Source organism: Paenibacillus sp. UMB7766-LJ446 (assembly GCF_030226665.1).
GTDB lineage: Bacteria > Bacillota > Bacilli > Paenibacillales > Paenibacillaceae > Paenibacillus > Paenibacillus vandeheii.
In genome coordinates, this window is record NZ_JASOYM010000003.1 from 1 (window position 1) to 16161 (window position 16161).

General features: G+C 47.1%; 8 protein-coding genes and 2 pseudogenes. All 10 read right to left on the reverse strand.

Annotated elements, in window-relative coordinates:
* Window positions 1–413 (reverse strand): annotated as a pseudogene (locus QP794_RS08230) (DNA/RNA helicase); the annotation flags it as partial.
* An 895-nt stretch (window positions 414–1308) separates the two neighbouring features.
* A complete protein-coding gene (locus QP794_RS08235) occupies window positions 1309–1722 on the reverse strand; it encodes a hypothetical protein (protein ID WP_285075787.1) in 414 nt (137 codons plus the stop codon).
* Between the two features lie 291 nt (window positions 1723–2013).
* Window positions 2014–2736, reverse strand: a complete 723-nt coding sequence (locus QP794_RS08240) for a response regulator transcription factor (RefSeq protein ID WP_063567747.1) — start codon at window positions 2734–2736, stop codon at window positions 2014–2016.
* A 4-nt stretch (window positions 2737–2740) separates the two neighbouring features.
* Window positions 2741–3901 (reverse strand): sensor histidine kinase, encoded by a 1161-nt coding sequence (locus QP794_RS08245; protein ID WP_285075789.1) that lies wholly within the window; start codon window positions 3899–3901, stop codon window positions 2741–2743.
* A gap of 47 nt (window positions 3902–3948) precedes the next feature.
* Window positions 3949–6672, reverse strand: a complete 2724-nt coding sequence (locus tag QP794_RS08250; protein WP_285075790.1) for a stalk domain-containing protein — start codon at window positions 6670–6672, stop codon at window positions 3949–3951.
* Window positions 6673–6956: 284 nt separating this feature from the next.
* Window positions 6957–10664, reverse strand: coding sequence for a SwmB domain-containing protein (locus tag QP794_RS08255; RefSeq protein ID WP_285075791.1), 3708 nt, complete (start codon window positions 10662–10664; stop codon window positions 6957–6959).
* Between the two features lie 202 nt (window positions 10665–10866).
* Window positions 10867–12069: a methionine adenosyltransferase gene (metK, locus tag QP794_RS08260; RefSeq protein WP_285075792.1), complete on the reverse strand. Its 1203-nt coding sequence runs from the start codon at window positions 12067–12069 to the stop codon at window positions 10867–10869.
* A gap of 257 nt (window positions 12070–12326) precedes the next feature.
* A pseudogene (locus QP794_RS08265) lies at window positions 12327–12598 on the reverse strand (alpha/beta-type small acid-soluble spore protein).
* A gap of 136 nt (window positions 12599–12734) precedes the next feature.
* Window positions 12735–13301: a hypothetical protein gene (locus tag QP794_RS08270; RefSeq protein ID WP_274568671.1), complete on the reverse strand. Its 567-nt coding sequence runs from the start codon at window positions 13299–13301 to the stop codon at window positions 12735–12737.
* Window positions 13302–13441: 140 nt separating this feature from the next.
* Window positions 13442–16039, reverse strand: coding sequence for a hypothetical protein (locus tag QP794_RS08275; RefSeq protein WP_285075793.1), 2598 nt, complete (start codon window positions 16037–16039; stop codon window positions 13442–13444).
* Between the last annotated feature and the right edge of the window lie 122 nt (window positions 16040–16161).

Genomic DNA, 16161 nt, shown 5'->3' on the forward strand with positions numbered 1-16161 from the left:
ATGGCCCCTGGCGCTGCGCTGCGCAGCAGCAGCGCACAGGCACGGCTGCGCCCCAGCGCGAGGCAAGCCTCGCAGTAGGCGCACGCCGCCAGGCCGCAGGCAGCGCAGGGCACGCGCTGCCCGGCAAAGCTGCCGCATCGGCGGCAGCGGGGCGCGCTGTGCGCGCGACCAAGCCACGCGATGCGTTGCCGCCGCGTGGCAGGCCCTTCCAGGGCGGCTGCTATGCTCAGCCGCCCCCATAGGTGCGCGAGCTGCGCAGCCGCCCGCCAAACCGAGGCAAGCTGCGGCGCCGTATCCGCCAGCAGCGCCTCTGCCTCGGCCGCCAGCAATTGGCGGCCGCGAAGCCGCTCAGCCAGCAGGGCCGCGCCCCGCTCCAGCTGAGCCCACTCCCCCGCGGGATATGGCTCTGCCATCCCGCCTACCTCCGCAACTCTTACAGCGGCAATCCCCACATTCCCCGCCATCTCTGCCCTAGCCTCCAGTTCCCCGGAGGCCCGCTCGTACCCTTCCAGTTTCCGTCGCATATATACCTGCCAATGACGTTCGACCCACTGATTCATTTCCTTCTCCGATTCAAAATTCTCTACCATCCATGAAGCCTGACTTAAAGGCAACTCCCTGCCTAGCAGCAACCACTTCAACACCTGCTGTCCACTTACACCCTCTAGCCACCACGCCGCATCCACTCGGATATCCAGTGATAGAATCATCTTCCACCCTTCTCTCACTCGACACACATATAAACCAACCTTCATCTGCTCTCCTCCCTCAGCTTCAATATCCCGAAACGCAAAAAAGCACATGCCAACCCGACTTTTCGTCGGAGCATGTGCTTCATGTCATTCCAATCAAAACATATCCATTTGTACTACCACTATATCAATCGTGGAGTGGTGTTACAAGTTATTGTAATTCCAAACCCTCTTCCTTGTATCCTTTTACCAATTCTCTATTAACGATAATCTTTCTTTGAATACGCGAAACTTTTTCCAATCCGTACCGTCTATACTTTTAACTTAAGAGTTCTGATTTCAAAAAGCTTCTGATTGTTAACTAAAGAAGAACAGAAACCCTGCAATAACCATACATTGCATAAAAACCCATATTTAATTTATCAGCAAGCTTGGCTACAATGACAAAAAAAGACTACAGCATACGCTGTAATCTTTAACCTCGAACTTCTGAAATCCAAGCTTAACTTGGCAAGCAGGTATGACTACATTAAAAGTACTGTCTGACTGATGACATTCTTTAGCCGGTCTGTCTCAGCATTTCGTACGAATAGTGATTTCAACCCGAAAAAAGCAACTACTGCTTCGGCTCACGCAAATCGATAAGGCGAATAGAACGATTCCCTGTCTGATTCCCCTGCTCCATATCGGAAGGGACAGCAGACAAATAGGATAACTCCATCCCTTGCCTATGCATAAGCTTTTCAATGATTCGAACCGTTTCGGCTTCCGTACGATCAGCGACAACCGTCAATGTGAAGCTCTTTCCACGGTAAAATAATTCCCGGCAAAGCGCTCTTACAATACCTTCAATCCGCTGCTCCTGATTGGAAGGAATGAGCAGAATCTGCTCGTAGCCTTCGGGGTCCGGACGAGAAAGATGGCGCTGGTGCATGGCATGAACGGCCATTGCCGCCAGGAAGTATATGAGCAGAATCATAGTCAGATGAGCAACCATGGCAACTGCACCTCCTCGGAAGGTCATGCTCACCCATGGCGAACATCCCTGTATACAGCAGTATATGCTGCATCCCCTGAAGGGTTACACTTGCAAATCCCGAACGCTCATATTCCATTCTGATCGACACTGGACGAAGAAGACAGGCCAGGTCGTTCACTCATTCATGCCGAAGCTTAACGTAAGTTCTACACAGCTTCACACTTTGATCATTTGCTGTAATAAAGTCCATTAACCCGCTAACCAGTCCAATATCTTGGAATGGGCGCGAGTAAACAGAAGCCTATATTTGTTAACAACACACTACATCATTACAATTGTATATTAGAGCGTAACCCAACCATATTTGATCGAGTTGATAACCGCTTGCGTACGATCGTCTACTTCCATCTTCTGCAGAATACTGCTGACATGGTTTTTTACTGTCTTTTCACTGATGAACAGGAACTCACCAATCATTTTATTGCTCTTACCTTCAGCCATCAGACGCAACACTTCAGCCTCACGACGAGTAAGCGGATTGTTGTCGCCCGCGACAAATTTAACGCCTGCCTCTTTCGAAGCTCCCTCACTCATTGCCCCTGTCTCATTAAGATACGTCATACGACGCAACTGCATGATCAGTTTGCCCGTTACTTTAGGGTGGATGAATGCATGCCCTTCATGAACGGAACGAATCGCATTAATCAGGGACTCGGCCTCCATATCTTTCAGCAGATATCCATTAGCGCCTTTCCGCAGCGTCTCGAACACGTAGCTCTCATCATCATGAATAGACAAGATAATGACTTTGACATCCGGGAACAGCTCACGCAATTTCTCCGTTGCTTCAACCCCGTTTTCTACCGGCATGTTGATGTCCATCAATACGATATCCGGTTTATCCTGATTACAGAATTCGAGCACCTGAATTCCATCGCCGCATTCGCCGATGACCTCAATGTCGTCCTCCATATTTAAAATGCGTTTCAAACCTTCACGGAACAGCTGATGATCATCAGCCAAAAGAACTTTAATTGATGTCTTTCCAGTATCACGGTTTTCCATCCTGCTACTCCTTTCCCTTATCCACGTTTGTCGGGATATGAATCACTATTTTGGTTCCTTGATTTTCCGCGGATTCGATCTCTATTCTTCCTTCTAACAGTTCAACCCGCTCTCTCATCCCAATCAGACCGAAGTGGGTATGATCCTTGCTCTTCTTCGCAAGAAGCTCCGGTTTGAATCCATGCCCATTGTCCTGCACGACAATTTTGACGAGCTGAGCCTGGTATGTAATTTCCACTACAACATAAGTGGGATAAGCATGCTTTGCAGCATTGGACAGACCTTCCTGCACGAGGCGGTAGATCGCTGCCTCCATTGCGGAAGACAAACGGTGTTCCTTGCCTCTCGTTTCAAAAAGCGAGCGGATTTTTGTTTTTTCTTCAAAATCCTGCACGTACTTCCGAAGCGTCGGAATCAATCCCAGGTCATCCAGTGCCATAGGACGCAAATTGAAAATAACTTTTCTCATTTCTCCAAGACTCGAACGAACCTGGCCTTTCAAATCTACTATTTCGGCCTGGACCATCTTAAAATCCTGCTTTATGAGCATTCTTTCTACAATTTCCGTCCTAAGCACTAGATTTGCGAGCATCTGTGCAGGTCCGTCATGGATCTCACGGGCAATACGTTTCCGCTCTTCTTCCTGGGCCAAAATTATTTTCAAACCAATCATTTGTCGATTTTTGGCGGATTCGATAATACGGGTCACTTGACCCAACTCACCCGACAGATACTCCAGTACAACCCCCATCTGGGAACCGATCGTCTCGGCGCGCTCCACCGAAGCTTCCACATTTTTGGCACGCTTCTGCAGATCATCCCGACGGGCTTTCAGATACATTTCCTTTTCACGGTAAATCATCAGATCCAGCTGTAACTGCGTCGCTTTTTCATACGCCTGCTTGATATCATGCTCGGAATAACGGACGAAGTCACGGCTAACCTCGGTTAGCCGGATCCGGGAGCGGCGGTAGTTCAGCTCCAATTGATCTACTTTCTCGATCGTTTCCGCCGTCTCCTTCAGAACCGACTTCAACTCCTCGTTCAGCGTTTTCAGCTCATTACGGGTTGAGTCCATAATCTCAAACATTTGATATTTACTGTTTTCCATGACTTGAATGGCGTTTTTTATGACGCGGTCTATGGCATCGGCTTGTAAATCCACGTTTGTTCGACTCCATTTCTATCGTTTCCGGTATATATCATACCATATCACGATGAGATGGTAACGGTCTTCGTGTTCTGTTCCCATTTTACAGTCAGTCCAAGCTGCTCCGAAACGAGTCTGAGAGGTACTAAAGTCCTACCACCCGATACGTAAGGTGCGACTGTTGCGCTTTGTCTTTTACCATTAATAATGAATTCTTTCTGACCTACAACCAGATCGATTAGCTTACCACCACGCACAACAGTAATCCGTTGATTTTTGCTGTCCCAGCTCGCCTGTCCGCCAAAAGCATCCAATACATGCTTGATTGGAACATAAGTTGTTCCATTTTTCAGTACAGGTGCGGCGTCGATTGCCTTTTTCGTTCCGTTCACCGTCATGGATTTCTGTCCAAGCACCAGCGAAGCAGTTCCTGTAGGCAACCCTACTTCACTGGATTTGGATGGCATGGTGAAAGCAAGGTTGTCAAAAGCAACCGTGCCTGTCTTCGCACGCTCATCCTGACCTTCTTCCACATTCACCACATACACCCGTTTCAGCTTCGCCGGATAAGCAATGTTCAGCCCATTCAGGTCCACGTTCAGCTTTTTCCAACCGTCCCAATCAATCGCTTTAGCGAGGTCGGCATATACCGTTTTTCCACTGGCATCAGTAAATTCAGCACGCAGCCAGTTCAAGCTCTTATCTCCCATAACATCCATAGACATCGATGTAGCTGTCGCAGATACCTCTTTGCCAGTGGAACCGTTTAGTTGGGCATAAGCATACATTTTACCTATTCCCACGGTCATGTCATAGCTCAGCTGCAGCACCTTGGAGCCCGCTTTTTCACCTGTTCCGGCTGTCACGGAAGCCGATCCGGTTACACCTGCTGCGTTGGTGGTGAAGTTGATCGGGTAGCTTACATTTTCGAAATTCTCCCATATCGTTTCACTTGCTGCAGCGGAGAGCACAACCACCGTGCTGTAGCCGTCGTAACGACCGATTGCATAACCAACCTGAGCACCGGAATTCACAGAAGATACGGTTAATTGGTCTGCAGCCACTTTACCTTTGAAACCGATAAATTCCCATGTCAGCGAGTCCGCCGGAACCGTTACACTTTGTCCGTCTTTGGTCTTCGCCGTCACCGGAATGGAGATCGTTGTGCCCGCTTGGAGCGATCCCAGTCCAGATCCTGCTGTCAGTGAAGCCAGTTCACTGCCACCGAGCACGGTAACTTTAATGGAAGATGAAGCACCGTTACTTGTTGCGGTGAGCGTCGCTGTGCCTGGTTTCACACCTTTGATCGTTCCATTGCTTACACTCACGATGCCGTTGTTGCTCGATTTCCACGTCATCTTGATATCGCCTGTCGCAATCGGGTTATAGTAGGTGTCATATCCTTTGGCTGTATACTTGCCCTCTTGCCCTACCAGCAACGTTTGACTGCCACTCACGGCAAAGCCCTTCAGCTTACCTTCTGGAGCCGTAGAGAACACGCCCAGCGTGTTTACAACCTGACGCTGCTCTGTACCGTACTCCGTGTTGAACGTAAGCCCTGCTGTCTCCTCGCCGAGCGGACGAGTTACCATCGTTGTGGAGCCGCCTCCGTCCAGATTCATGCCTTTCCATACACCAATGCTGGTCATGAAGGATTGCAGTTCAGTCAGCGACATGCCGCTGCTATTACTGTTTTTCTCCGCTGCAATAATGTAGACATATCGACCATCCTGAGAATACCCTACTGCCGTTCTGGCACGAATACCACCGATCCCGGAAGCTACAATATCGCGGGAAAACGTAGCCGCCTTGCCACCATTCACCAGAATGGTATGACCGCCAATCATCATTTGCAGGTTGCTCGGATCAACAGTTTCCCCGGTTGTTTTGGCTTTTAGCTTGTAATCCGCATTCAGCGTCTGCCCAACCGCCAGGTGAGTCATAATCCATGTCGCAGCCGTTCCATGCGCACGCAAAATATACCCATCTTCCGGCACCGTCATGTCTAACGCCTTTTTATCGGAAATCTGGGTAATTACACCGTTCTGCACAAGTACCTCAGTTGGTGTGGTCGAAGGATCATTCGGCCGCTTCGTGGACGTCCAAGCCGGTGTATAAATATACATCGAATTGGCATGGCTGTACTTGACCGAACCCGATTCGACCGTGTAATCCTCCTTATTTATCCCACGCAAAGCAAACGTCGAACCATCGTCTGCCTTCACGGTGCCATCGAATGAATATTCATCAATCATCGGCTTGCCGTCTTTGGTTACGGTAAGGGCATACATGCCTGACAATTCCGATGGTGTAGATACGAGGACCCCGTCCGAGACCTGTCCACCGATAGGAGCAAGTTCCCCGGATACATTGAAATAATCGCCGTTCACGGCGGCTACTGCTCCGTTTTCCTTAGCCATGCCACCCGTGCTTTGTTTACTGTTCAGATTGCCGCCCTTGCCTGTCATGACGTCCAGCTTCACATAGGGATTCTGCAAATCCACTTGAATGACGTCTGCCAGTACGTTCACCTTCGAGCCGGAACGTGTTGTTGTATAACTGTATTTCATCAACTTCGCACCCGAAGTCAGAATTTCTTCACTTAATTTGCTTGTCGTTGTAGATGCCGCAGCGGCTACTGACTGCCATGAACTTCCCGACCACACCTGTTGTCCCGCTCCCAGAACCGGTGCAATCCAGATCACGCCTGCCAGCGTCACAATCGCCCATTTCTTCGCCTTGCTGCCCTTAACGTCGTTCAGCCGTTTCCCTTGTTTCCCCAGCATGTTTGAAACGTCTCTCCCATCTTGTATATCAATCTTAGATATCACGATCTCTACCACGTGGCAGCAGATAGCGAGATTTCTAGTATACTCTTCTATTAATAGACTACTTTTTGTGGAAAAAGTTACGCCCGGAGCCTGAATTCAGGTATTTATTGGTTGAGTATCTGATTATGTTTTACGTGTAATTTCTCATTTCAATAGAAAAAAGACTTCAGAAGCACAAGGTTGCCCTGTACTATTGAAGTCCTTCAATTATTTATAAATTCTTATAACAACAATGTCTCTTATAGATAGCCCAACTTGTTCAGTACACGCTTCAACATCACCGCTGCTTGTGCACGAGTAGCATTACCTTGAGGGACAAATGTTTTGGACGTCATTCCTTGGATGATTCCTTCTTGCACTGCTTTGGCGACAGAATCCTTGGATTGGATTTTGTTGCTATCCTTGAATTTCGATAATGTGGAGGCCGCTGAAGATTGCAGTGATACCGTTTTTCCACCATAATTCATGGCCCGAACCATCATAATGGACATCTGTTCACGGGTAATCGCACTATCCGGCTTGAAGGTACCATCGGTATTTCCTGTAATAATACCTGCTTCTGCCGCAGCACCTATATAGGCACTTGTAAGATCACCACCACGAATATCGCGGAAACGACGTGCAGCTGTCTGATCTCCCTTTAACCCAAGTCCTTTGGCTACCAATTCAGCAAATTCTGCACGCGTAATCGTTTGATTGGGTCCGTAGAAGGAACCATTCGTTGCACCGATAATCCATTTGGACGACAACTCTTTAATGACAGCACCGGCCCAATGACTGGCCGTATCCTGATAGCTTACGGCATGAGTTACAGGGACCACGGTTTGATTACCGTTTATCTGTCCTTTAATGACTACTCCTGTTGTCGTATTTGCGAACGTATGAGGTACATTTGCGAGAATTAGTGTAATCGGATCAATATAAGTAAACCCGGATGTCACAGTAGGTGTGTTCACAGGTAGCTGCATCGACAGTTGGCTTTTAAAATTCTGTTCTACCCGCTGATTCGTATTCCCGTTAAACGCAGATAGGTAGATATCTGTAACATTTCCAAGTTTCTGCGCCCCTGCACTTGCCAACATCCCATCTATGGTTCCTGAATTTGATACAGGTACGGTTTCGAGCTGCACATACAAGTAGGAGGCATCTGTGCTGGTTGTATTCCCACCTACACTTTGACTCATTGTGGATACATTCAAATTGTTCAAAGGAACTGTCCACAGACGATCCCCATACTTGATACCGATTGAACCTGTCCGATTACTTGTTACAGCCTGAGCCAGTGTATTGAGTGGAAATCCTACATAGGCGGAAGATTCACTGGCAGGGACCTCAAATACAACAGGCTGTGCCGTTTTTCCAGATGTTGCTGCGTACTGGAAGGCCTGCAAAAGCTTGGTCGCATCCACATTAAATTGACGAGTGGAACGGTTATTTCGTGACATCATGGAGGCAGTAGCAGCCGTATCACTGCTCATGACGAGCAATGCCTGTCCATAGCTTGATGCATCCTGTTCAGTTAGCCAAGAAGGGCGACTGTTTGTCGTCTGGCTACCTGTGGAACTGCCATTTTGCTGCAATGCAAGCGGTCCAAATGCTGCAATAGTGTTATTTAACGCATCCCGTAATGGCACAGCACCTGGAGTATAGCTGACGGTGCCTGTCTGGCCCGCTGTCGCCGAGTTCGAAAGGCTCAAAGTCACAATTGAACCCGATATGGAAGCGTTCAGAACATTCGTTGTTGTTCCTCCAAGCTGCACGCTAAACTGGGAAGCAGTTAATGCTGTTTGTGCCTGAAGCGTATCCCGGAAGTTAATATATACTTTGTCTCCCTGCAAGGTAGCCGAAAGTATTTTTCCATTTCCATAGGTGAAAGTAACCGGAGCCAGGTTAACATAGCCTGCAGGGTTGCCGTTTAGATCGGTTAACCGCAAGGTACCCGGTACATAAGAAAACGTAACGTTCTGAGTACTTGAAACCGTGTTTGCCAGCGTCAAAGTAATCAGGTCATCTTCTATATCTGTATCATTGACATAGACGGCTTTTCCGTCTACCAAAACCGAATATTGGCTCTTGAGCGGTTTGTTGTTCCGGCTCAGCGGCTCGTTGTATCTGATCCACATCTTCGTACCACTTACTTCTGCACTCTTGAATTCAGGTGGTTTCGTGTCGATACTGTTACGTACATAGAACCCGTTGAATCCAGCTAGGGCCTGACCACGACTGTCTTTCACTGGCCACGTTCCTGGTGCATAGGATACTTGTACCACTTCACCATTTTGGATCGAACGGCTGAGATTTAGTGTTACTATCGAACTGTTATTGGTAGAAATACTGCTAATACCCACCCCTGATCCATCTGCTGTCACACTGAATTGTCTTACCGCATCACTGGAGCTTATATAGACTGTCTCTGGATAGTAAAGGGTAATGGTATTGTAATAAGCGTTACCTTCACGAGGCTTGGACATGATGGAATCTAGACTATTCTCCACATCTCTAGCTGAAAATGCTGCTGCTGCATTGAGAGATAAATCCTGAATTTTGCGTGTTCCTGTTCCCGGAGCGTACGCAATTCTAACCACTTGTCCAACTGCTACACCGGTATCTAATACGACATAAACGCTATCTCCTGAAACGTAAGAGGTACTCACATTCCGGTTCTCCCCATTTACTGTAACCGTGAAGCTGGAGGCAAATGGGTCAAGGCTGGAGAGCAACTCATCATAGGTCAATCGAATGATTGAGTTGCTATACATTTTCGCTGTCTTGAGTACAGGAGCCGTTGTATCTACCGTCAGAGTTCTAACTGTCCACGATGTTGCTCCATTCAAGCCTGTAAACAGGTTGCCCGCTTGATCCCGGAATACATTGGCAGGAATATCAATGGTATACGTTGTATTGCTGGTGAGACTCGTTTGCGGGATAATACGCAATTGTCTAGGGTTGGACGTATTAATTAACGTAGTGGAGGCCACAATTCCGCCATTTGCGTTTTTCACCGTAGCCGAGCTTGTAAAATTACGGTCCAGCTCCTTGTTGAACGTTAAGGTGAATTCACCGGACAGCGATACTCCCGTTGCTCCATTCGAAGGCGAAAGGCTGGATACTGTTAGTGCTGTCGGGTCAGATATGACATTGAATCCCCAAGTCGTCCGCTGAATGGTGCTCATATCATTGTTCAGATCATCACGCAAAAATCCTTCCGGCACTTCTATGTAAATCGTGCTGTTGCTCGCCCAATTGTTCACAGGATCAACGGTTACCGTCTTTCTGTCCGTATTGAAGCTAATCCGTGACGAATTGGCATCTATCTCTTCCACTAGTGTACTGCCACGATAGATCTGCATCTTGCCCGCTCCCACCTTCATCGCCCGGTCAAATGTGAGCTGAATATTAGCTGAGGCAGTTACATTCGTAGCAGCATTAAGAGGCGACTGAGCTTTTACCTGTGCAGAACCAACTCCAGCCGTTCGAAATGTCCACTCCTTGTTTAATCCCTCCACCGACTGACCATCGCCGTAAACAAAAGATTGACTGCCAATCATGACATAGAATGATCCACCAGGCAGAGATGCGGGAAGCTGAATACGTACATTTCTCCCCAAATCTGCATCGGCAACCGCATCATCTGCTAAGACTGTAACTGCTTCATCCGTTACGGGAACTTCTGTAACGATGGAGTCATCCTGTACCCGGCGTACAGAGATTTTCTCTATCGTAGCAGCGACTTTTTTTACCGGTTTGATGAATTCAATTGTTAGTGGTGCTGATCCACTCGCCTGTTGTTCGTTTAAAGCAGGAGTCGTCGAGCTAATTCCCTTCCCTGTAAGATCGGCTGCATAAGCGATACTTCCTCCTACCCATCCGGTCAACCAACCTTGTGCAACTAACATACCGATCATAAGACTAATCAATCCCTTACGGGCCCATTTATTCACAAACACCCATCCTTCCTCCTCATTTCATTATCCTCATATCTGATATACAGACCTCTATATGTATGTCGGTCAGAGAAGAGATTTCGTTTAATCATTTGGTAATTATAGGTTGTTTATTTTGGTTAAAGATGCAAAAAAAGCCTCTGGCTCCATAGAGGAACCAAAGGCTTCATGTATATCATATTTGCATTCAAGTTTAACTGTTAACTTAAAGACCTGCTTGCACTTTCAAAATATCTGCTTTGTCCACTTGCTCCCAAGGTACATCCAGATCTGTACGGCCGAAGTGACCATATGCAGCTGTTTGTTTGTAGATTGGGCGACGCAGATCCAGCATACGGATGATACCAGCTGGACGAAGATCGAAGTTGTTACGCACAAGCTCAACCAATTTCTCTTCGCTGACTTTGCCTGTTCCGTATGTATCTACGTTGATCGATACCGGGTTGGCCACACCAATCGCGTAAGCGAGCTGGATTTCCACTTTGTCGGCAAGACCTGCAGCAATAAGGTTTTTCGCTACATAACGAGCTGCATAAGCTGCGGAACGGTCTACTTTTGTTGGATCTTTACCGGAGAACGCGCCACCGCCGTGACGTGCATAACCGCCGTAGGTATCTACGATGATTTTACGTCCAGTCAAGCCCGCATCTCCTTGAGGTCCGCCAATAACGAAACGCCCTGTTGGGTTGATGAAATATTTAGTCTGCTCATCCAGCAATTCAGCTGGAACGACCGGCAGGATTACATGTTCTTTGATGTCTTTTTGAATTTGCTCCAATGTAGTCTCTTCAGCATGCTGAGTAGACACGACGATTGTATCAACACGTACCGGTTTGTCACCGTCGTATTCAATCGTTACTTGAGTTTTACCATCCGGACGAAGATATTCCAATGTACCGTTTTTACGCACTTCAGCCAAGCGGCGAGCGATACGGTGGGATAATGCAATTGGCAAAGGCATGAGTTCAGGTGTTTCGTTGGTTGCAAAACCAAACATTAGACCTTGGTCTCCAGCACCAATGTTCTCTGTCTCGCGAGCCATTTGTTCCGGGTCACGGTTCTCCAGAGCTGCGTTAACGCCTTGTGCAATGTCAGCAGACTGCTCGTTAAGAGAAGTCAGAACTGCACAAGTATTGAAGTCAAAACCGAACTTGGCACGAGTGTACCCAATTTCCTTAATCGTATTACGAACGATGGACGGTATGTCCACGTATTCAGACGCTGAACTGATTTCACCGATGACAAGCACAAGGCCTGTAGCCACGGAAACTTCGCACGCTACACGAGCGTTTGGATCATTCGCCAGGAACGCGTCCAACACGGCGTCCGAAATCTGATCGCAAATTTTATCCGGATGTCCTTCAGTTACAGACTCCGATGTGAATAGATGTCGGCCTTTAATAGACATTGAAGTTTCAACCTCCCATAACCAGTAGTATGGCGATTGCCCGAACAAAACATTTACGTTGATTCGTTCACTGTACCCTCGAAAGCTTTCCGGGCGGAATAAGGACGCAGGGTCCGCAGTTACGAAGATAAGGATTTTTCAGGTAATGGCCTCAACAAAAAATCAACCTTTCCCTAGTGGAAAAGGCTGCGTACCTCAACTGCCATCTTAACGTATTTGTCAAGACGTGTCAAACAAATGGGGATAAGGAAAACACCCTATAAGTGCTGCTCTGCCTGGCGAATCAGCCGTTTCGTAATCTCTCCACCGACCGACCCATTTTCACGGGAAGTCAGATGGCCCCAGCCTTTATACTGTCCATAGGAGTGATCACTCACCTCACCCAGTTCAGAACCAAATTCGGTATCTGCACCAGCAAGGCCTCTACCGCCATATCCCACATTCAGACCAAACTCAGCAGCATTTCATACTTCATCTGATCCAACATCTGACGACTTTCCGGTACCACTCTGCGGTTGCTTCTAGCCATATTCCTGCACCTCCGGTTATTGTTTTTGTACAATTATAGAGTGAGCAGGAACAGTGCTGGCTAGCCGTATTAATGTTTGTTAGAACTGGTTAATCTGAACAAATGAAATGAATAAAAAGTCCGAAAAGTGCTCATCCTATTTCAGAGAATATCCACCACGTACCATGACAGTCAGGCTGTACTTGTTACCATCCAATACCGTTATACCCCGTCCATCTCTTGGAAAAGAGAGCAAGTGATTGGTCGGTGCTGTCTGACCATTCGTCAAGTCAACCCCGTCCGTCAGATCAGCTACACCATTCGTACCTTCACTGACGATCACAGCTTTACCGCTGCGTACGATGAACTCCGCGCCAGATGCACCGATCAGCTGTTGACCTGGCTTTACAGTTACAATCTCAACAGCATCAGAAGCTCCTGATACCAATGGAGGCAGCGTTGTATCTCCACCTGTACTTCCCGAGTTTCCGGTTCCCGTAGATCCGCTGTTGCTACCTGATGTATTTCCAGACCCTGTGTTCGTGCCGCCACCTAGAGCCTTTTGAATTTGTTGATCAACATAACTCTTGGTCACTACCGGATCATCTGCTGTTCCCGGTTGGCTTGTGCCTGCACCTATTGCCGTATTGCTGTATACAGAGCCAACCCACACGCCAACACCAATCGCCAGCGCAGCCAGGGATACTTTCATATAAGGCTTCATGTGATTTATTTTCCTCCTCTGGAAATCTATTAACTTTAACTATAGAGAAAAAGTAGGGATGCGACAAGCAAAACCTCGCTTCCATTTCTCTGGAAACGAGGTTTTGTGGATAAATCACTAATCTCGTAGAAAGATTTCGTTCATCTTGAATCTACAGGTTCTTCCTTTGGAAGCTTGGTCAGATCGTATCCATAGCCTTGTTCCGCAAGACGAATACGTTGTCCCTGGAACTGGTCATATACCGCCAAACGATACGAGCCTCCACGCAGTTTCTCGAAAAAGCTGTCTTCTACACTCCAAGTGAGTGTTTGATTCGTTCCCGCTTTCAGATCGGTTCCCAGGACTAACTCTTTCTCATAAGTTTTACCTGCTTGATCGGTCAGTGCGATAATTAATTTATGTTCGTTCTCGCCCATCTCAATCTCTTCATTGCGAGATAAGCTATAATTCATCTCAACCTGTACGGACGAGCTGCCTGCCAGATATACACGTACACTACTAGCAGAGAGCGAATATGGATAGAGATCAATATTGTTCAGCGTCCCTTGAACACTGATAGAAGTTGGTGGCACTTCGAATGCCAGAGCATTCACATAGGCTGTGGCTTCCCCTTCGCCGATGACAAACTTGCTATCTGCTATGCCTTCACCCACAACCAACCGCATATCCGAGAATGTGACTGACTTCGGAACCTTAGCCCAGAATGTAACAATTGATTTCTGGCCTGGCCCAGGTGAACGCTCAGATTGTTTTGCAGTTGCTCTGTAATATTGACCGTCCGATGTTTTGAAGTAACCCACCAGTTTGCCAAGCCCACTTTGACGCAACGATTTGTTTGTCATTTCGAATTCGGTATATACGATATCAGATGAGGTTCCTGGGTAACGGATCGTTCTACGCACACCCATTTCAGTCTCTTTATCCGCAATGCCAGTTGTATAGGTCTTACCCGTTGCTACGTAGGATACAGGCTGGATCAAACCGGACGTATTTAATGTGATCCACTCATTTGTTTCTTCTTCACTAACCTTTTCGATCAAACTTACTTCCAAACGTCCCATGCGAAGCTCAGAAGGAATTTTAGTCAATAGATAAGCCTCGGTCGTCATACCCGCTCCAAGCAGTTTTCCGCTTTGCGTATAGATTAACTTCTTATCTCCATCAATTTGAGCCGAGTCAATGGTGAACATGGCTTCGAGCTCTGGGAGCTGCACCGTTTTGTTGCCAGCATTACGAATCGTTACTTTCGCAGCCACAATGTCACTATCCGACCATGGTAAACGCTGTAACGATCCCAACGAAACACCAAACGTTCCTTTACTATTTTTAATGACCGTCTCGGTTGTCAAACCGTCTCCAGTGGATACAGATTGCGGAATCGCATATACGCCTACAGGATAGGAGAAAACAAAGCTACTTGTACTCGTTGGAGTCGTTGTATCCGTGCTTTCAGTCTTATCCAAAGGACTCATCGCGTACAGCTTAATTTTGCTTGTGTCCCCATCACCTTGTAAGGTCGCGTTGAGTTTAATCGTTTTAATATCTCCCGGATTAAGCTTTAATGCATCTAATGCCTTGGTTTCAATAGGATAAACCGTTCCGTCAGCAGTTCGTACCTCAAATGTATATGTTGGTACTTTAACAGCTTTCTTGCCTTCGTTCTTAAGTACAAATTGCATATTCAGATCATATTCACCGTCATCAATACGGACCTTTGCTGACTCAAGCAATGTAGATAATCGTTGTCCCTCAACAGATATGATATTGGGTTGATTTGCAGCCACCTCTACATTCGTAGCTTTACTTGCCTCAGGCAGCTGCAACGCAGCAACAGGTAAGACCGTCTTCTCTTCACCCTGCTCCTCCACCAGCAACAGCTCAGACTTTTGCAGCTTTACCGAAGTGGGGAGAGAAGCCATCAGACTGAGTGCCTTATTAGCCTGAGCCTGAATGCTAACGCTTGTACTATCCTTGTCTGGCGTCAACGGGTAGTTCGTACCACTTGGCGTACGTAAGATCCATTTGATATTCGGATTTTCAAGTAATTTGTAACTAATATTGTTTAAATTCACGCCAATTTTGACATACTGATTCTTATCTTCACCTGGGAACACTTTAATACCAGACACTTTCACCTTCACTGCAGAATCACTTAGACGAACCGTCTTCGGTTTGCCTACGGGTGTAGTAATACTATAGGATGCGGGTACATTAAACTTACCCAGCGTACGTTCATAGTTAGATTGACTGAAATCCCATTTTACGATGAGAAAGTTCAGATCACTCAGCTTCACTTCGCGACCAACTTTCATAACATAGGTCAACTCAACCGTTGATCCAGGCGCAACCGTTTTCTTCTCCTGATCTTTCGCAATCAGTTTGGGTGAGAATAGAGTCCCTCCCTTGGTCTTTACCTTGCTCCAGTAATCGAGCATCATCATCGGGGTACTGTCATTGTTCTTGTACGTCAATGTATACGTAACAACGTTTCCATCATCCTGAGATAAGATGTTCACATCTGTTAATCTCACGGAGCTACGTGCCGTTACCTTTACAGGGGACAAATTACTCAGTGTATGTACGACTTTGTTCGTTGATGTTGTTTTCTTAGATGCACTGCTATTTGAACTGGTGGCAGACGTTTTATTCGTTGTACTCGCTGCCATTGCAATGCCAGCTGTTGAACTGATCAACAAAGCACTTGCGAGCAAGCTCACAACCATTTTCTTTTGATCCACTTCCAAACCTCCCATAAGTTGCTTGTTGCTTTATAGTATAAACGTTTTGAGAGAGGAGAAAGTTACGATGTTGTTAAAATGAAAAAAAGAGAGGATTCCAATTGGAATCCTCTCTTAAAGAC

What these genes read in the sequence shown, in the direction of transcription:
- QP794_RS08250 (WP_285075790.1), bottom strand. Translation starts at nt 6,672, where the DNA reads ATGCTGGGGAAACAAGGGAAACGGCTGAACGACGTTAAGGGCAGCAAG.
- QP794_RS08240 (WP_063567747.1), bottom strand. Translation starts at nt 2,736, where the DNA reads ATGGAAAACCGTGATACTGGAAAGACATCAATTAAAGTTCTTTTGGCT.
- QP794_RS08270 (WP_274568671.1), bottom strand. Translation starts at nt 13,301, where the DNA reads ATGAAGCCTTATATGAAAGTATCCCTGGCTGCGCTGGCGATTGGTGTT.
- metK (WP_285075792.1), bottom strand. Translation starts at nt 12,069, where the DNA reads ATGTCTATTAAAGGCCGACATCTATTCACATCGGAGTCTGTAACTGAA.